Origin of the sequence: Moraxella sp. CTOTU48841 (assembly GCF_032061225.1) — a bacterium.
GTDB lineage: Bacteria > Pseudomonadota > Gammaproteobacteria > Pseudomonadales > Moraxellaceae > Faucicola > Faucicola cinerea.
On the sequence record NZ_DAMBFQ010000009.1, the window covers coordinates 21665 to 40261 of the forward strand.

Genomic DNA, 18597 nt, shown 5'->3' on the forward strand with positions numbered 1-18597 from the left:
AGCCTACCCATTGATTTGAAGGGCTTTTTTTCTAATGGATTATTAATTTTAAGGTTAAGCCAAATGACAAGCCAATACCGCAAACCCTTACCCAATTCTGATTTGGAATACTTTGACACCCGCCAAGCGGTAAACGACATTACCCCAGACGCGTATGACAAACTCCCCTACACCTCGCGTATTTTAGCCGAACAATTAGTGCGTAAAGTCAGCGACCCAAACGAACTGACCGCTGCGCTCAAACAGCTCATCAACCGTGAGCGTACGTTAGACTTTCCTTGGTACCCTGCGCGTGTGGTGTGTCATGACATCTTGGGTCAAACTGCCCTTGTGGACTTGGCAGGCTTGCGTGATGCTATCGCCGAGCAAGGCGGCGACCCAAGCAAGGTCAACCCTGTGGTACAAACTCAGCTGATTGTTGACCACTCGCTCGCTGTGGAATGTGGTGGTTATGACCCAGATGCGTTTGAAAAAAACCGCGCCATCGAAGACCGCCGCAACGAAGACCGTTTTCACTTTATCAACTGGACAAAGACTGCCTTTGAAAACGTCGATGTGATTCCCGCAGGCAACGGCATCATGCACCAAATCAACCTGGAGAAAATGTCACCTGTTATTCAAGTACAAAACGGCATCGCTTACCCAGATACTTGCGTGGGCACAGACAGCCACACCCCACACGTGGATGCGCTGGGGGTGATTTCGGTGGGTGTCGGCGGACTGGAAGCAGAAACCGTGATGCTCGGTCACCCATCGATGATGCGCCTGCCTGATATCGTGGGCGTACACCTCAAAGGCAAACGCCAAGCAGGCATCACCGCCACCGATATCGTGTTGGCATTGACGGAATTTTTGCGTAAAGAGCGCGTGGTCGGTGCCTATGTGGAATTCTTCGGTGAAGGCGCAGACAGCCTATCCATCGGTGACCGTGCCACCATCGCCAACATGACCCCAGAATATGGCGCAACTGCCGGGTTATTTTATATTGATGGGCAAACCATCGACTATTTACGCCTCACAGGTCGTGAAGACAAACAAGTCGAACTGGTAGAAAACTATGCCAAAACTGCAGGGCTTTGGTCATCTGACCTCGTCAATGCCGACTATGAGCGTGTGCTTGAGTTTGATTTGTCACTCGTCACCCGTAACATGGCAGGTCCTTCAAATCCCCATGCGCGCGTATCGACTTCTGAGCTTTCTGCCAAAGGCATCGCCCATGCCGAAGGGGAAGCCGTGCCTGAGTCAGAGAATGGCTTAATGCCTGATGGTGCGGTGATTATCGCGGCTATTACCTCGTGTACCAACACCTCAAACCCTCGTAACGTGGTGGCAGCGGCATTACTTGCCAAAAAAGCCAACGAACTTGGCTTGACCCGTAAACCTTGGGTCAAATCATCATTCGCCCCGGGCTCAAAAGTGGCTGAACTGTATTTGCAAGACGCTAACCTATTGCCAGAACTGGAAAAACTGGGCTTTGGTATCGTGGCATTTGCCTGTACCACTTGTAACGGCATGTCGGGCGCGTTAGATCCAGCGATTCAGCAAGAAATCATCGACCGTGACCTGTATGCCACTGCGGTATTGTCAGGCAACCGCAACTTTGATGGACGTATCCACCCGTATGCCAAACAAGCCTTCTTAGCAAGCCCGCCATTAGTCGTCGCGTATGCGATTGCAGGGACGATTCGTTTTGACATCGAAAAAGACGTGCTTGGCGTGGTTAATGGTAAAGAGATTCGCCTGATTGACATTTGGCCATCGGATGAAGAGATTGACGCGATTGTGGCAAAACACGTCAAACCTGAACAATTCCGTCAAATCTATATCCCGATGTTCAACCTTGACCGCAGCGAAAAAGCCGACAGCCCACTGTACAACTGGCGACCTATGTCAACCTATATCCGCCGTCCACCCTACTGGGAAGGCGCGCTAGCGGGTGAACGCACCCTCAAAGGCATGCGTCCGCTTGCCATCTTGCCTGACAATATCACCACCGACCACTTGTCACCGTCCAATGCGATTTTGGCAAGCTCGGCAGCAGGAGAATACTTGGCAAAAATGGGCTTACCCGAAGAAGATTTTAACAGCTATGCCACTCACCGCGGCGACCATTTAACTGCGCAACGTGCGACCTTTGCCAATCCAAAACTGTTTAATGAAATGGTGAAAAATGACGATGGCAGTACCAAGCAAGGCTCACTGGCTCGCGTTGAGCCTGAAGGTCAAGTGATGCGGATGTGGGAAGCGATTGAGACTTATATGAATCGCAAGCAACCGCTAATTATCATCGCAGGCGCGGATTATGGTCAAGGCTCTAGCCGTGACTGGGCTGCCAAAGGTGTGCGTCTGGCTGGGGTGGAAGCGATTGTGGCGGAAGGTTTTGAGCGGATTCACCGTACCAACCTTATCGGTATGGGTGTGCTGCCGCTTGAATTCAAAGCTGGGACGACGCGTATCACGCTAGGGCTAGATGGGACTGAGACGTATGATGTGATTGGTGACATCTCGCCACGTTGTGATTTGACGCTGGTGATTAATAAAGAAGGCTCTCAGCCGCTTGAAGTGCCTGTGACCTGCCGTCTTGACACCCAAGCGGAAGTGGATACTTACAACGCTGGGGGCGTGTTACAAAAATTCGCTCAAGACTTCTTAAAAGGTGAAGTGGCGTAATTTCTACCAAATAATTGTTTAATATTCAAAAGCCGAGTATGATAAATGCTCGGTTTTCTAGATATAAATTTATGATATGAAATTCTCAGAACTAATAGAAAAAATGAACTTATACACCTTATCTGCAGTCAGATGTTCTGATTTAGCTATATCCGCAGGTAAGTTAATGCTTTGGAATTGTGAAGAATGGGATAAAGAGCCTTGTTTAGCATCTGCACGCAATATGCCAGATATTAAAATGTGCTTACCGTTAGTGCAAGGTGTTTCAACAGAACTTAGCAAAACTCTTTATTTAATTTTAGGAAATCCTGAATCTTGTACTTTTTCGGAAAATGGTGGCGTTTACTTTGGACATGTAGATACTTTCATTTCACCTAATGAAATTATTGCTACACAGGTTATGCTTTATAACTATTGTTTACTTGAAGCTTACGAATTCGATTTAATGAAACAAAAGATGTATGAAAATCAAGAATTATTTTTTGATGAAAAATACAGTTTAAAAGATTTTAATGAGAGAGGTTTTGAAAAGCTTATTAATGGGGTAGTTGAGAGAGAACTAGTAAGATATGAACGACAATCAGTTGAAAAAAGATTAAATTTATGGAAAAAATTTGGTTTAAATGAGATTGGCGAAAAATGGATTGAAATTTATAAAGTTTTATCAGAACGTAGAAATGAGTTAACTCACGAGCATTCACCAACCAAACCAACTTTAGAAGAATCTATTATTTACTTTCATCACTGCAGGGTACTAGCTAAAGAGATTGCTACAAAATTTGGAGATAAATCAATTTCCGAATGTAAAGTTCCTTGGCATGACTTTAAAGAAGTAGAGATGCCTCAAGAAATTTAAAGTTATATTTAATAAAATGAAAATAAAATTTAATCAATTTTTTTACTCAGATTATTGAACATTTGTTAAAATTATAGTACTTTGATAAAAAAGCTCTCACTTTTTGCGAATACCGAAATAGCCAAATTTTTAAATAGTGGTTGAAACTGATAACAATTTAATTCTCATAGATTTTAGTTTAACAAAATCCTTCCTTGCATTCGCTGTTTCGATGCAGACCATAATTTCAAAACCGCTTGGCTCAAACTGGTCAAGCGTTTTACTTTTCTCAGCAATTTTGAAAGCAAAAAAATAGCCAGTTTCTACAAACTGGCTATTTTCATTGTTGGCAAACTAACCAATCACATCAACGCCCATATACGGACGCAACACTTCAGGCACCGTAATCGTACCATCCGCATTTTGATAATTTTCCATAATCGCAAGCAACGTGCGACCCACCGCAAGACCTGAGCCATTTAACGTATGCACCAGCTCGGTTTTTTTGCCATCTTTGACACGCGCTTGCATACGGCGTGCTTGGAAGTCACCACAATTTGAGCAGCTAGAGATTTCACGGTAGGTAGTCTGAGACGGTAGCCACACCTCGATATCATAGGTTTTCACCGCGCCAAAGCCCATATCACCGCCACACAGTACAATCACCCGATACGGCAATCCAAGCTGCTGTAAGATATATTCCGCTTGCCCTGTCATGTTTTCTAAGGCTTGCATTGAAGTCTCAGGATGGACGATTTGCACCATTTCCACTTTTTCAAACTGGTGCTGACGAATCAAGCCGCGGGTATCACGCCCTGCACTACCCGCTTCACTACGAAAACAGGGGGTATGGGCAGTCATTTTGATGGGCAGAGCTTCGGGGTCTAGGATTTTGTCACGCACGCTGTTGGTAAGCGGCACCTCTGACGTAGGAATTAAGTAATACTCTTTTTCACCGCGCAGCTTAAATAGGTCTTCTTCAAACTTTGGTAGCTGCCCTGTACCAAGTAGGCTGTCGGCATTGACCATATACGGCACATACATTTCCGTATAGCCGTATTTGTCGGTATGGGTAGTAAGCATAAAGGCAATCAAGGCGCGGTTGAGTTTGGCGAGTTGACCTTTTAGCACGCTAAACCGTGAGCCAGTCAGTTTGGCCGCCATTTCAAAGTCAAGTAGCCCCAAATCTTCGCCCAAGTCGCTATGGTCTTTGACCTCAAAATCAAATTGGCGCGGCTCACCCCATCGACGCATTTCGACATTGTCGTTTTCATCCTTACCTGCCGGCACGCTGTCATCCGGTAAATTTGGGATGGTTAAAGCTGCCGCTTGAATTTTATCTTGCAAGGCTTTGAGCGCGTCTTCTGCTTGTTTCATGTCGCTACTGATGGTTGCCATTTCTGCCATCAATGCGTCAGTATTTTCGCCATTACGTTTCATCAAGCCGACTTGTTTGGCGCCCGCATTTTTTTTGGCTTGTAATTCTTCGGTTTTGACTTGAATGGATTTGCGCTGTTCTTCGACTTGCTGCCAAAATGCTTTATCAAGCTCATAGCCGCGTTTGGCAAGTTTTTCGGCGACCGTGTCTAGTTCTGTACGCAGTAATTTTGGGTCGATCATGGCGATAAGTTCCTTAAATTGTTCAAACTTGAGTTAAAGCAGCAAAATGGCTGTTGATATCAGCGTGTATGATACCAAGATTGCAGCGATTTTTCACGGTAGCGACTAGAAATACACGGCAAATTGACAATTTATCGATATGCGCTTATCGGCGTTCGCCACTGGCTGCATTGGCGGTAAAACAAAAATTTATCAAAAAGTGCGTTGTTAGGTTTATTTTTGGGTCAAGGTTGGGTAAGATAAGCCTTCTTTTATCGTTTTGTAACTATCGTTTGATAGCGAGTGAATTGTTTATGGCTCTGTACCCTTACACCCTACAACCTGTGGATTTGAATCTGACCGAGGACGAGTTTCGTCAAGCACAGCTGCAGCTGTTTGATGCCAACAACCAAACTTTGACCAAAATCACCCCAAAAACTTGGGCAATTTTGGCAGTCATTGTGGTGCTAGCGATTTTAGGTCTGATTTTTGTGCACGGTTATTCCACCATTGTTTTTTGGTTGATGCTCGTGGGTGTGGTGATTTATTTGCTGGCGCGTACTTACGGTCTAAAATGGTACGTGAAAAACGAATTTGAAAAACAAATGGCAAGCCAAAGCATGCCCCCAGAGATGCAACAAATCAAGCTTGGCGTACAGCAGCACGGGGTAGTGATGTCCATGCCTGCACCCAACATGCCCGCCATGCCACGCGGCTACAATCAGCCCTTGATACGTAGCAGCGGTATGCAGCAAGCGGTCATCAAATGGGACAATGTCACCAACTGGCAAGAAACGCCTGATTATATCTTTATGATGTTTGATGTTAAAAATCCAAAAACGGGTGAAAGCCAACAAGGCAGCCAAATCGTCCCCAAACGACTTGCCAACCAAAAATTCCCAATAGATACCCTACGTCATCATTTACAACAAAACATCGGACAACCAGGTTTTGATTTAACCGACAAACCGACTGATAAATATTTTCCAGAAAACAATTAAGACAACATTTAAGAAAAAACTAATTGTCGATGATTACAAAAACTGCAGCCAAAAAACTGCAGTTTTTTTATGCCACCAAGCAAAATTATTTACCAAATTTGCACACAGCTGCACCAAATGTTTGATATTATTTTTAGGGTAATACCGTATATTTTAATTGATAAAATTAAACGTACTGATAAAAACGATTAATTTTAATAACAGATTGTTTAGGCTTACAATTAAATCCTAAACAAATAAAAATCATCATTTTAGGAGATAACAACATGGCAAAACAAGCCACTACAAAGCAATCAGCAACCAAACAAGACTCAGAACAATTAGACAATACCAGTAAATCAGGTGAAAAAGTGACTGCCCCCAAATCTACCTCAAGTAAAACACGTGATATCAGCTTAGCCGCTGCCGACATGAGCGCCATTGTTGAGCAATTAAATACCTTATTAGCCAATTATCATGTGTTCTATACCAATGTGCGTGGCTATCACTGGAACGTGCGTGGCTCAGATTTCTTTACCCTTCATGTGAAGTTTGAAGAGTTATATACTGCGCTGCAAATTCAGATTGATGAAATTGCTGAACGCATTTTGACCTTACAAGGTACACCACTACATGCTTATAGCGATTTCTTAAAAATCTCAAGCATCAAAGAAGACAAAAACGTCTCTGACGGTGTGGCATGTGTGAAAGGTATTTTAACGGGTCTAACTATGACCATCGCTAAAGAACGCGAAATCATTGATTTAGCGGATGAAGATGATGATCAAGGTACTGCCGACCAATTGACTGCCTATGTGCAAGAACAAGAAAAATTGGTGTGGATGTACAACGCTTATCTTGGCTAATCGTCCCATCTGACCAAAAAGACGGCTTTGACAGTCGTCTTTTTTATTGCGTGGTAAAATAAAAACACAATATATAGATTTTCAAATGTCAATAAATTTAATTAGTTATTTTTTGATGTAAGAATGTTTATATATTTCAATATGTTATAAATTTTATCCTTAGAAATCAAGTCCTTGGGTGGATTGCAATTTCTATATGTTGTTATCTATAATAGCCAAGCACACTAGCCAGTTGCTCATTTTCAACTGATTTATTTGTTAGCTGATAGCATTTGTTAACTGATACTGCTATGCCACTTGTCTTGAACTTTGATTGAAGAAGATTCACCGCTATGTCATATTCCATCTTTTGCCAAACCAAAAATGACCCATTGCTTGAGCCGATGTTTTTTGGTCAGCCTGTCAATGTGGCACGTTACGACCAACAAAAATTCCCTGTTTTTGAGCAGTTGATTGAAAAGCAATTGTCGTTTTTTTGGCGTCCAGAAGAAATTGACGTCTCCAAAGACCGTTTGGATTTTAGCAACTTGTCAGTGCATGAACAGCATATCTTCTTAAGCAACTTAAAATACCAAACCTTGCTTGATTCGATTCAAGGTCGTAGCCCCAATGCCGTGCTACTGCCGCTGGTGTCGATTCCTGAATTAGAAACTTGGATTGAAACATGGTCATTTTCTGAGACCATCCATTCTCGCAGCTATACCCATATTATTCGTAACGTGGTCAATGACCCAAGCAAAGTATTCGACGATATCGTTGACAATCCTTTTATCCTAGAGCGCGCGACAGGGATTGCCAAGTTCTATGACGAGCTGTATCAACTATCTCAGCTATATAACCTATACGGTGAAGGTCGTCATGTCATCGATGGCAAGCCCGTTGAGGTTAATTTACGCCTGCTTAAAACCAAATTGTATCTATGTTTGGTGGCTATCAATGTGCTAGAAGCGATTCGTTTTTATGTGTCGTTTGCTTGTTCATTTGCCTTTGCTGAGCGCAAACTAATGGAAGGTAATGCCAAGATCATCAAAATGATTGCCCGTGACGAAGCGCTTCATCTAAACGGCACCCAGCATATGATTAATTTGATGCAATCGGGTAAAGATGACCCTGACATGGTAGAAATCGCCCAAGATTGCCAACAGCAAGCCATTGAAATTTTCAAAGACGCGGCTGAACAAGAAAAAACATGGGCAAAATATTTGTTTAAAGATGGCTCAATGATTGGCTTGAATGAAAATATCTTGGTGCAATACGTCGAGTACATTACCAATCTACGTATGGATGCGATTGGCTTACCCCCTATTTTTGCAGCAATTAAAAACAACCCAATTCCATGGATCAATGCTTGGCTGTCCTCAGACAACGTGCAAGTCGCGCCCCAAGAGTCAGAAATCACCTCTTACTTAGTCGGTCAAATTGACGCAGAGCTGAGTGATGATGCGTTTGATGATTTTGAATTGTAATTCGTCATACGCTTATTTTATTTAGGCAATATCATCGATTATGGCATGGATTTTTACCAACAACACGCAGTTTTATCTGCATGACGCCGAGACGTTGCTACAAGGCATGCTTCGCTCAAAAATCCCTGCCAATCACCAATGCCTTGAAGGTTATTGCGGTACTTGTAAGCTCAAATACCGCCGTCGCCACCATGACACCCGTATCGACTATATTCGCCCCCCGCTTGTGATGTTAGACGATGACGAAATCCTACCCTGCTGTTGTCAAGTCAGAGGGGCAATTGAGCTTGATATCGATTGATTGGGAAAATAACCCACCAAAAACTGCACGAAATGCCGCATAAAGCGAAAACTTACCCGCTTTGCCTTTAATTTTCTCCCCGCGAACCTCATATAATCCGTTATAATAATAGGTTGACTACCGCTTTTTAATCATACTAAATCTTTATTTAGTCCTCGACTGTCATTTGCAGGGTGTATCCCTTGATAAAAATGAAGAAATACAGTCATTAGCTTATTTGTCGTGCTATTACATTATTTATTTTTTTAACCAATATCAAAGCGAGCCCTCATGAGCGAACATTCAACTTCTCAATTAGCCACGCTGATTCAATTAGGTAAAGAGCAAGGTTATCTCACCTATGCTGAAATCAATGACCAACTTCCCGAATCGGTAACTGAAAGTGACCAAATTGATGATATTATTCAAATGCTCACAGACGTTGGCATCAAGATTTTTGAGACCGCGCCTGATGAAGACGACATTATGCTTAGCGATGATGCGGATGATGACGAAATTGCTGTCGATGAAGCCGCTGCGGTACTTGCCTCAGTAGAATCTGAGCCAGGTCGTACCACCGACCCTGTGCGTATGTACATGCGTGAGATGGGTACGGTTGACCTACTCACCCGTGAAGGTGAGATTGCGATTGCTAAGCGTATCGAAGATGGTATTCGAGATGTACAACATGCCATGACCTTTTGGCCAGGTACCGTGGCTATGCTCATTAATGAATACCACCAAACCTTTGAAGGTGAAAAGAAAGTCTCGGATATTATTACCGGTTTTCTTGACCCTGAAGCCGCTGATGTCATTCCCCTTGCCGATGACGAAGAAGTAGAAATCGCGTTACCGATTATCAAACCCAAAGTCAAAGACGAAAAAGCCGAGGATGAACTCGATGATGAAGCCGAAAACGCCGATGAAATCGAAGAAGCCGATGGCGAAGTCAGCGAAGATGCGGATACCGAAGAAGCCAGCGGTCTTGACCCTGAAGAAGTGCGTCTGCGCTTTGAAGAATTAGAGCAATTGTTCACCAAGGTCAAAGATTTATTAGCCACCCATGACCGTGATAGCGACGTGGTGAAAGCGGCGATGAATGAGCTTGCCAACTGCTTTATGCTGTTTAAGCTCAATAGCCGCGTCTCTGACAATATCATGGATATGATGCGTGAAGTATATGAAGACGTGCGTAAAAACGAACGTCACATTATGAAACTGGTGATTCGCCGCGGTAAAATGCCAAAAGATGAGTTTCGCAAAACCTTTCCGCATAATGAAACCAACCTTGACTGGCTCCCTAACCGTATCGCAGGCAAACCTGCCTTTGCAGATACGTTAGAGCGGGTACTTGATGAAGTATTACAGTATCAAGGGCGTATCCAGCAGCATGAGCAAAATCTTGGTATGAACATCGACCAAATGAAAGTGGTCGCACGTAACATGTCTGTGGGTGAAGCCAAAGCCCGCCGCGCCAAAAAAGAAATGGTCGAGGCGAACTTACGTCTGGTCATCTCGATTGCTAAAAAATATACCAACCGCGGTTTGCAGTTCCTTGATTTGATTCAAGAAGGTAACATTGGCTTGATGAAAGCGGTAGATAAATTTGAGTATCGCCGTGGTTATAAATTCTCCACCTATGCCACTTGGTGGATTCGCCAAGCCATCACCCGCTCGATTGCTGACCAAGCGCGTACCATCCGTATCCCTGTGCACATGATTGAAACCATCAATAAAATCAACCGTGTATCGCGCCAGTTATTACAAGAAATGGGACGTGAGCCTACCCCTGAGGAGTTGGGCGAACGCTTAGAGATGGACGAAGTCAAAGTCCGTAAAGTACTCAAAATCGCCAAAGAGCCCATCTCAATGGAAACCCCAATCGGCGATGATGAAGACAGTCACTTGGGTGATTTTATTGAGGATTCGAGCATCTCAAGCCCAGTGGATGAAGCAACTGCACAAGGGTTAAAAGAAGCTACCCGTGAAGTGTTAGCCAACCTCACCGAACGTGAAGCCAAAGTGCTTAAAATGCGTTTTGGTATTGATATGTCTACCGACCATACCTTAGAAGAAGTAGGTAAACAATTTGATGTCACCCGTGAGCGTATTCGTCAGATTGAAGCCAAAGCGCTGCGTAAACTGCGCCACCCTTCTCGCTCTGAACATTTACGTTCATTCCTAGAGAATGATTAATGTTATCTCCATCCAAAAAAGCCGAGACAATGTTCTCGGTTTTTTTATGGGCGGGTTTATGAATGTGATTTTTCTATCAATGTGGTTTTTTATAGATGGCGTAATGAATAGGTTGTTGATGGATGGCGCTTTTTTCAACGCCAAACCCCAACGTCTTGAAATTATCGGTTTTACCCTCATTTAGACTCTAAAGAAATTTATACAACCTTAGGTGATGCTATGAACGATAAAACAATTACGCTTAATAACTTGGAAGCCGCTGCATGTAGTACGCGAGCGGCGAAACCTACGGATATCCAGCACCCAGAATTGTGGAATTTTCCTATGGATTATCCGCTTAGCATCATCGGTCATGAGGGTCACAAAGAGACGCTAGTTGATGAAGTAAAATTAATTTTGGGTACTTTATTTCCTGAATTTGATTTAGCAAGTTTGACTATCAATCCATCGCGCACCGGTCGTTTCCACTCCGTACGTGCTAATGTATATTTGACAGACGCCGAGCAAGTTAATAGCTTGTATAAAATGCTCGATGAAGCGGCAAGTATTCGTACCGTATTATAAACCTGTTATGGTTAAAAATGGCACGATTGATTGACGTACAAAAAAGCGGGATACATCAGTTATCCCGCTTTTTTTATCTGTTTTATATGGGTCATCAGCAGTTGATGCTTCGTTTGTCCGCTTATTGTCTCAAAAGTAACAACTGATAGGCAGCTTTGTAGGCATCATAATTAAAATCATAGCTTGCCTCAAAGTGAGGTTTGAGTTTTTCGATTAATTCATCATCTTCATCAGATAGGCTGATATGCTTGGCTTGGGTCTGCATGTCTTCGATAGCGATTTCGCCCAGTAATTGATTAAACTTATCACGTGCCTGCTTTTGCTTGGCGATATCGGCAGCCGTCATGCGGACGGGTGCAGTATCAGCGCTGTTAGATTGTTGGCTCGCTGCGTGCTCTTGAGCGGTGGCTTTGTCGATTTTTTCACAGATTTTAGCAAGGCGGGTGCGTGATGTTTTATCAAGTTTATCTGTGTCTAACAGTAGCGAACAAGCTTGTTGTTCTTGGCTTTCCTCAACAACATCTACTGCCGCTGCAGCTTCTTCCACCGCTGCAGCTGCATTTTCTACATCGCTGGCTACATCGCTGGGTTTGTCGCTGATAGTTTGATACAACTGGCTAAAAATCTGGGCGTCAGATTTGCCTTGCGCTTTAAGTTTGGCAATTTGTTGCAAGTATTGTTGATTGCGATAGGTTTTATCAACAATCCCTGCGATATGTTCAGCAAGTTCCTCATCGACATACGCATCAACGTCTGTAATGGTATCTTGCTGACGGCTATCGGTATTTATGACTGCATAATTATCGGCCTGTATTTTTGCAAGTTTGGTTGCAGCGTTGTTTAGCGCCGCCATATCTATTTCATTGAGGCTGGCTTCATCTTTTTGCAACACAAACTGGTAGGTATAAAGGGTGACAAAGGTCTCGACAAACCCTTTGTTTTGTTTGAGTAGGCTATAGGACAAGGCTTCTAAATTCTTATCACTGTCAAAGGTTTTGGATTGTTTTGTCGTCGCCCATAGATTGTTATCTTTTGATGCTTGTTGCCAAGTGATTGCCTTGTTGAAGATATCAGGATTGACGCGGGCTTTGCCATAATCATAAAAGTTAACCACTGTGCGCATTTGGGTCTTGGGCTGATTGGTTGTCGGCGTGGTTTTTTCAAATGATGGCAAATCACTCATTGCCACCATATTAAGTAGTTGATTTTGGCGGTTGAGTCCATAGCTGATACGAATGTCGTCATCCATTGAGATAAAGCTGCTATTTGCCTCTTTGCTTATCTCAGCTTGCAGCGCTTTAAAGGCTTGCGGATTGGCGTCGATGATTTTTGCCAGTGCAGCGGCACTGACCAATTTGTCTGATTGGTATTTGTCAAAGGCTGCTAAGGCTTTTGCAGTTTGACCCAATTCGTCACTGGTCGACTCATCAGTGGTTGAATCGTCAATGGCTGTTTGAGTCTCTAAACTGTACATTGTCTCTGCAGCATCAGTACTGGCTGGGTCAGCAGCGCTGTCATCTGATTGTGCCCGCATTTTATCAATGGCTTCATACAGGCGCATGGCAGATTCATACGCTTTTTCCTCAACGCTTGCCAACTCATTGCTGTCAAAGGCTTTTTTCATCAGATACCGTGGGCTAACGGCAAGGCTGCCAAGCTGCTTTAGCTCATCATCTTTGGCAAAATCGGCTGGATTGATGAATGATTTTAGGTAGGGTTTATTGACGTGGAAGAACAGCAAATACTCCGCTATCATTTGATTGTAGCCAATGCGGTAGCCAATGCGCTGGCTCACACCTTTGGCTTTATCTTCATTAGTCAAAGCCAATGACTGATAGTCGCTTTCTTTGGCAAGGGTGGCATTTAGCAGTGACATCTGTTCAAATACCTTGAATAAGGCTCTTTTATCTATCTTTTTATCTTTTAGCAGTTTGCTATAGTCATACTCAATGTACCGTCCATCATATTGCGGGTCGGTGGCAAACTCAGAGAGTCCCGACAAGTCAGCATATACTTTGGAGCGCGCAAAATCAGCCGCCAGTGGCACTTTAATAAACGCCCCTGCATTGTTCTGCACATAGCGAAATTCAGGTACGATTGACATTTGCCCTCGGCGAAGATCTACCACACCTGTGGAGGCAAACTCAAAGCGCTTGGTTAAAATATCCATCACTTGCCCCACTTCGCTTTGTTCACGGGTTTGGTGATTGACCCCCTCTGTGACCAAGGCTTGTTGGCGAGCATCAAGGTGCTGCGCTGCGCTAAGCTGCTGAATAAGTTTTAAACGATTAGGGCTTGCAGCTAACGCTTGTGCGCTACGTAAGGGCGGGCGCACCACATTGACTCGATAGTCATAAGCATAGCTTTGGCGACTAAGCAAATTTTGGTTGGCTTGCAACACGCGTTGAGACAGCGGTTGACTCGCGCTAGGCTGCGTGGCACAGCCATGAATCCCCAGCATGACGATAGCAAAAGTGAGAGGTTTGATACTAAGGGCGATGGCTTGTTGCGCATTCATTGAGCTTCCTTAACAAATTTTATTATAAAGCCTATCTTTATAACTGAATTGATTTTTTTTGTAAACAAAAAGCCAGTGTTATACTGCAATGTTTACAAAGATAATGGGTAATCTAACGGAGTTTTGCTATCATACGAACTAAATACCGCAAAAACGCTTAAAAAATACTCATTTAAAAACCACTCACTTAAAAACCACTCAGAAGAACCCTTGTATGTCGCAACTCACTCTACCCGCTAATCTTAATTTACCCGCTAATTTAGAACACTTACTCACCCAATTTTTACAGGCGCAGCTGCCCAAGCCCATACAACTTGACCCCAGCGTGCTTGCCTACCGCTGGCAATCCAATAGCCGCACAGGCAGCGGTGAACTGGTGCCTTTAACCGTAGATTTGCGATTGACGTTGGATGATTTGCTTGGCATTGATGGGCAAAAGAATAAACTGATTCAAAACACGCGCCAATATTTAGCAGGCTTACCTGCCAATCATGTACTCATGACAGGTACACGTGGGGCAGGAAAATCCTCGCTCATTCGGGCATTGCTCAATCAATATAAAGCGGATGGTCTTCGTATTATCGAAGTGTCACGAGATGATTTGGTGATGTTAGAGCCGATTCGCCAAGCGGTACGAGACCTTCATACAACCCAGCCCAATCATGGCTGTCATTATGTGGTGTACTGTGATGACTTAGCGTTCAATGGGCAAGATGAGAATTATCGCACGCTCAAAAGTGTGCTCGATGGCGCGCTAGATAGCGAGCAAGACAAACTACTGGTCTATGCGACCAGTAACCGCCGTCATCTACTACCACAACTGATGAAAGACAATGTGAGCATTTATAATGGGCAAACCGATGAAGTCAATCCGTACGAGACGATTGATGAAACCGTGTCGTTGTCTGACCGCTTTGGGCTGTGGCTGTCGTTTCATCCGATGACCCAACCTGTGTATTTGGATATTTGTGCGCATTATTTGGCGCAAGCAAGTTTGCCCTTTGATGAGGAAGCAAAAGCCGCTGCCTTGCGCTTTGCCAGTGAACGGGGTGGACGCTCTGGGCGCGTGGCGTATCAGTTTAGTCGGTATTTTATTGGGATGAAAGGGTTGGAAAATTAACATGTACGCAAACCAAGACCAACTGACCGAACTGGTGCGCAGGCTGGAAGAAAAACAGCATATTTTTGCCGCCGACCCGCTCCTTATCACGGAAAAACTGCAACATGAACCGGGCGAACCGCTGACCAAATTGCGCCGCCGTGCCACACGCATTGATAATGACGGTAAACTTGCGCAGCTACTCACCACCATTGACACCCGCGTAAATGGCGTAATTTGGGGATTGACCGTCCTATGGTTTATTTTGGGCTTTGTCGCGTTATTTGGCTTGATGCAAGCGCAGGTAGTGAACTTTTTTTATGTGCTAGCCAGTTTATTAGGGTTTAATACCATTATTTTACTGGTTTGGCTCGGTTGGATGCTGTTCTCACCGCGCAACAAACCCAGTTTTTTTGGGTCATTTTTCACCCCGGCAACCCTAGTGCGTGGCAAAGATGTTGTCACCCAGACAGCGGTTGAACTGTATCAAGACCAGCTCAATCACGCTGGCACCAAATGGTACGTCAGTCGTATCAGCCACCAGTTTTGGTTAGCCAGCCTATCGGGAATGTTGGTGTCATTAGTTCTATTGTTATTGGTCAAAAATTATAATTTTGTGTGGGAATCAACCCTACTACAAGACAGCAACGTGGTGGAAGTGGTCAAGCTGATGTCTTGGCTCCCCCATTGGGTAGGCTTTCCTACGCCAACGGCACAAGATATTATCACCGCGCAAATGAATCCTGAAACCACGCCACAGATGATTTCGTTTCGCTGGGCGATGTTGTTAATCGGCAGCCTACTGATGTACGGTATCGTGCCACGTTTGCTCGCGTGGCTATATTGTCTGATGATGGTACGCTCAAGCCGTATGAAGCTTGATATCAAACAGCCCTATTATCAAAAAATTATCGATTTTTGGCAGCGCAAAGTGATTGACCCCGATGACAGCCCGGCTGAGCAAAAACCTATCGCGCCCACTGCCCAGATCAGCCTAGCCAATAAACTCGCCGTGTTACTCGAATACCCGCAAGCCAACCCGCAATGGTATGCCAAAACCGTCGGCATGGCGGCGCAAAACTTTGGTCGTATCGATGATCGTGATGACTTGGAAAAACTGATTGCCTACCTTCAAAGCAACCCTGTTCAAGTGCTCGTCGGTATCTCCAATCTCGCACTCCCCGACCGTGGCACCTTGAGAAAACTCGATAATATCGCAAGCGCGGCAAAAGGCGGCATGATTGTGCAACTACTCGATGCCAATCAAGGCTACCTGCCAAGTCCGAGCGAAATTGAAACCATCAAAGCCCGTCAACTACAATGGGAAACCGCGTTGGCAGAACGCCAGATTGCCCTAGTAAGAGAAAATTAACCATGAATGCCACAATCAGCTATGCCGATATGATTAATAGCATTGCCCAAACTGCTTCACAGCTTACGCTCACAGCGCAAAGCGCTTTTGTGCAAAATCTCCTGCGTCAATTTGTGCAAAATTTACCAGCCGATTGGCTTGACAATGAACTCGACAGGGAAAAACCGCACTATCAAGCCCTATTTGACGCCGTAAATACTCAAACTTGGCAAACCGATAGTATCGAACAGGCGCTAAATGCGCTCGATGACCTCATGTTTGCTATGGGCGAGAGCTATCCACACAGCACCAGTGACGCGATTTTGCTGATGCTTGATATGCTAGGGTTTTATCTATCTTTGACAGCCATGGAAGAAAAATCCGAAGTAAGTGATGGTTGGGTGATTTTAACTGCTGAAGGCTATTTGGATTATTACGACCAACTGGCAGAAGATAGTCGCGAAAACATAGATGATGTTGCGCATAGTTTTGATGATTGGCTGGCACATCCACTGACCCAAACTGCCTTCAATCATGTCAACCATGCCTTAGAACTTGCCAAAAGAACTTGCCAAAAATAGCTCGCGCTGAATACATAAAGGTTAACAAATAATGGATAACAAAAACATAACCACCCAAGAAAAATTGACAATTGATTTAACCAAAGATTATTTGCCAGCGACGGCTACTGACAGCGCGACCCATCCAAGCACCGATATCGCTACGCAGCCAATCAATCATGCATTAGCCCAAGCTGAACAAACCCCCTATCACAGCCGCAAAATCAGCATTGGTGAAAATGAAGCGTTAAAATTGGCGGTCGTAGGACATACCAATACCGGTAAAACTTCGCTACTACGTACCCTGTTGCGTGATATGTACTTTGGCGAAGTCAAAAATGCGCCTGCCACTACCCGCCATGTGGAAAAAGCCATGATCAATGACAGCCAAACGGGGCAAGGCTTGGTGGCACTGTATGACACGCCAGGTCTAGAAGATGCGTCAGGGCTACTTGATTGGTTAGAAGACAACACAGCTGCCCGCCGTGACGGTGTGGAGCGGTTACAGCAATTTTTGGCAAGCGCACCTGCGCAAGACGAATTTAGCCAAGAAGCCAAGGTCATTCGTCAGCTGATTGCCAGTGATATGGCGGTCTATGTGATTGATGCGCGTGAGCCTGTGCTCGGCAAATATAAAGATGAGTTGACGGTGCTGTCATGGTCAGCCATTCCCGTGATGCCCGTATTTAACTTTACTAAGGGTCAAGATAGCAATATCAATGAATGGCAGCAAATGCTCGCGCGCCGCAACTTGCATGTATCTACGCGGTTTGACTCAGTGGCGTTTGAATTTGATGATGAAATCAAACTGTGGCAAAACTTAGAAACCATGCTGATACAACCTGAAATTATCAAACAGCTAATCGAGCGTCGTAAAGCCGATTGGGATAATTTGTACGATGATGCCAATATTATCATTGCGCATTTTTTATTAAACGTTGCCGCCTTTGTTGAAACCATTCATGAGGAAGATGATCCGCTGCCTACCTTACAAAAAATGCAAGAAAAAGTACGCCAAGCTGAACGCAGTATGCAAGATGAACTGCTAAACCTGTATAAATTTTATGACAATACCGTCACCACCACACCGCTTGAGCTGACTGAATATCGCCGCGATCCGTTTGATAAAGAGGTACTAGCCAGTTATGGGATTCGTACTACAGGCGGTGCAGCGGCAGGCGCGCTGATTGGACTGGGTATCGATGTCGCCACCCTTGGCACGTCACTGGGGCTGGGTACGGCGCTTGGTGGTTTGGCAGGTGGCTTACTGTCAAACACCAGCGCGATTGCCGACAAAATCAGTGGCGTCAAACGGCTGCACATAGACCCTGCTACCCTGACCTTACTGGCGACTCGAGCGATGGATTTGCTGACTGCGCTACGCCATCGTGGTCATGCGGCGACTGATAGCATCATGGCGAACCAATCGCTCGCGCCTTGGTCAGTTGATAGATTGCCAAGTTTGCTCAAAAAAGCGCGGGGTAAGCCCGAATGGTCATCGCTCAACACAGGCAGACAAGCCACTGTGTCTGCCAAACAGTCGCATGAGCTGCGCGATGAGGCAGCTTGGCAATTATCACGTCAACTAAGACGCTGACTTATCAAACTACAAC

14 protein-coding genes are annotated in these 18597 nt (G+C 44.6%); 12 read left to right on the forward strand and 2 right to left on the reverse strand.

What is annotated here, in order from left to right; all coding sequences use genetic code 11:
- The first annotated feature begins 63 nt into the window (after positions 1 to 63).
- Complete coding sequence (acnD, locus tag RT034_RS08920) at positions 64 to 2670, forward strand: Fe/S-dependent 2-methylisocitrate dehydratase AcnD (protein ID WP_313016042.1); 2607 nt, start codon at positions 64 to 66, stop codon at positions 2668 to 2670.
- A gap of 76 nt (positions 2671 to 2746) precedes the next feature.
- Positions 2747 to 3526: a hypothetical protein gene (locus RT034_RS08925; RefSeq protein ID WP_313016043.1), complete on the forward strand. Its 780-nt coding sequence runs from the start codon at positions 2747 to 2749 to the stop codon at positions 3524 to 3526.
- A gap of 333 nt (positions 3527 to 3859) precedes the next feature.
- Here RT034_RS08925 and serS read toward each other — a convergent pair whose 3' ends face one another.
- The gene (gene serS / locus RT034_RS08930; RefSeq protein ID WP_313016044.1) at positions 3860 to 5125 is read right to left on the reverse strand and encodes a serine--tRNA ligase; all 1266 of its coding nucleotides are present in this window, start codon (positions 5123 to 5125) and stop codon (positions 3860 to 3862) included.
- Positions 5126 to 5418: 293 nt separating this feature from the next.
- Here serS and RT034_RS08935 point away from each other — a divergent pair, with 293 nt between their 5' ends.
- From RT034_RS08935 to RT034_RS08960, 6 genes are all read left to right on the forward strand, one after another.
- On the forward strand, positions 5419 to 6105 hold the full coding sequence (locus RT034_RS08935) for a YcxB family protein (RefSeq protein ID WP_313016045.1): 687 nt from the start codon (positions 5419 to 5421) through the stop codon (positions 6103 to 6105).
- Positions 6106 to 6515: 410 nt separating this feature from the next.
- On the forward strand, positions 6516 to 6950 hold the full coding sequence (locus RT034_RS08940) for a Dps family protein (RefSeq protein WP_060994298.1): 435 nt from the start codon (positions 6516 to 6518) through the stop codon (positions 6948 to 6950).
- Positions 6951 to 7282: 332 nt separating this feature from the next.
- A complete protein-coding gene (gene nrdB / locus RT034_RS08945) occupies positions 7283 to 8416 on the forward strand; it encodes a class Ia ribonucleoside-diphosphate reductase subunit beta (RefSeq protein ID WP_313016046.1) in 1134 nt (377 codons plus the stop codon).
- Positions 8417 to 8456: 40 nt separating this feature from the next.
- Complete coding sequence (locus RT034_RS08950; protein WP_313016047.1) at positions 8457 to 8717, forward strand: 2Fe-2S iron-sulfur cluster-binding protein; 261 nt, start codon at positions 8457 to 8459, stop codon at positions 8715 to 8717.
- Positions 8718 to 8987: 270 nt separating this feature from the next.
- The gene (gene rpoD / locus RT034_RS08955) at positions 8988 to 10892 is read left to right on the forward strand and encodes an RNA polymerase sigma factor RpoD (RefSeq protein ID WP_219331407.1); all 1905 of its coding nucleotides are present in this window, start codon (positions 8988 to 8990) and stop codon (positions 10890 to 10892) included.
- Between the two features lie 219 nt (positions 10893 to 11111).
- Positions 11112 to 11456, forward strand: coding sequence for a YbeD family protein (locus RT034_RS08960; protein WP_313016048.1), 345 nt, complete (start codon positions 11112 to 11114; stop codon positions 11454 to 11456).
- A gap of 121 nt (positions 11457 to 11577) precedes the next feature.
- On the opposite strand, the gene RT034_RS08965 is transcribed toward RT034_RS08960, so the two are convergent.
- Positions 11578 to 13974, reverse strand: coding sequence for a hypothetical protein (locus RT034_RS08965; protein ID WP_313016049.1), 2397 nt, complete (start codon positions 13972 to 13974; stop codon positions 11578 to 11580).
- 214 nt (positions 13975 to 14188) lie between these two features.
- Here RT034_RS08965 and RT034_RS08970 point away from each other — a divergent pair, with 214 nt between their 5' ends.
- From RT034_RS08970 to RT034_RS08985, 4 genes are read left to right on the forward strand one after another with little or no spacing between them, the layout of a single operon-like run.
- Positions 14189 to 15094 (forward strand): ATP-binding protein, encoded by a 906-nt coding sequence (locus tag RT034_RS08970; RefSeq protein ID WP_313016050.1) that lies wholly within the window; start codon positions 14189 to 14191, stop codon positions 15092 to 15094.
- Position 15095: 1 nt separating this feature from the next.
- The gene (locus RT034_RS08975) at positions 15096 to 16445 is read left to right on the forward strand and encodes a DUF2868 domain-containing protein (RefSeq protein ID WP_313016051.1); all 1350 of its coding nucleotides are present in this window, start codon (positions 15096 to 15098) and stop codon (positions 16443 to 16445) included.
- 2 nt (positions 16446 to 16447) lie between these two features.
- A complete protein-coding gene (locus RT034_RS08980) occupies positions 16448 to 17005 on the forward strand; it encodes a hypothetical protein (protein WP_313016052.1) in 558 nt (185 codons plus the stop codon).
- A gap of 31 nt (positions 17006 to 17036) precedes the next feature.
- Positions 17037 to 18581, forward strand: coding sequence for a DUF3482 domain-containing protein (locus tag RT034_RS08985; RefSeq protein ID WP_313016053.1), 1545 nt, complete (start codon positions 17037 to 17039; stop codon positions 18579 to 18581).
- Positions 18582 to 18597 lie beyond the last annotated feature (16 nt).

Bases quoted from the DNA above. Each gene is read 5' to 3' on its own strand.
- RT034_RS08940 (WP_060994298.1), top strand. From the start codon at position 6,516: ATGAGCGCCATTGTTGAGCAATTAAATACCTTATTAGCCAATTATCAT.
- acnD (WP_313016042.1), top strand. From the start codon at position 64: ATGACAAGCCAATACCGCAAACCCTTACCCAATTCTGATTTGGAATAC.
- RT034_RS08960 (WP_313016048.1), top strand. From the start codon at position 11,112: ATGAACGATAAAACAATTACGCTTAATAACTTGGAAGCCGCTGCATGT.
- RT034_RS08950 (WP_313016047.1), top strand. From the start codon at position 8,457: ATGGCATGGATTTTTACCAACAACACGCAGTTTTATCTGCATGACGCC.
- RT034_RS08980 (WP_313016052.1), top strand. From the start codon at position 16,448: ATGAATGCCACAATCAGCTATGCCGATATGATTAATAGCATTGCCCAA.
- RT034_RS08985 (WP_313016053.1), top strand. From the start codon at position 17,037: ATGGATAACAAAAACATAACCACCCAAGAAAAATTGACAATTGATTTA.
- RT034_RS08965 (WP_313016049.1), bottom strand. From the start codon at position 13,974: ATGAATGCGCAACAAGCCATCGCCCTTAGTATCAAACCTCTCACTTTT.
- rpoD (WP_219331407.1), top strand. From the start codon at position 8,988: ATGAGCGAACATTCAACTTCTCAATTAGCCACGCTGATTCAATTAGGT.
- RT034_RS08970 (WP_313016050.1), top strand. From the start codon at position 14,189: ATGTCGCAACTCACTCTACCCGCTAATCTTAATTTACCCGCTAATTTA.
- RT034_RS08935 (WP_313016045.1), top strand. From the start codon at position 5,419: ATGGCTCTGTACCCTTACACCCTACAACCTGTGGATTTGAATCTGACC.
- RT034_RS08925 (WP_313016043.1), top strand. From the start codon at position 2,747: ATGAAATTCTCAGAACTAATAGAAAAAATGAACTTATACACCTTATCT.
- nrdB (WP_313016046.1), top strand. From the start codon at position 7,283: ATGTCATATTCCATCTTTTGCCAAACCAAAAATGACCCATTGCTTGAG.
- RT034_RS08975 (WP_313016051.1), top strand. From the start codon at position 15,096: ATGTACGCAAACCAAGACCAACTGACCGAACTGGTGCGCAGGCTGGAA.
- serS (WP_313016044.1), bottom strand. From the start codon at position 5,125: ATGATCGACCCAAAATTACTGCGTACAGAACTAGACACGGTCGCCGAA.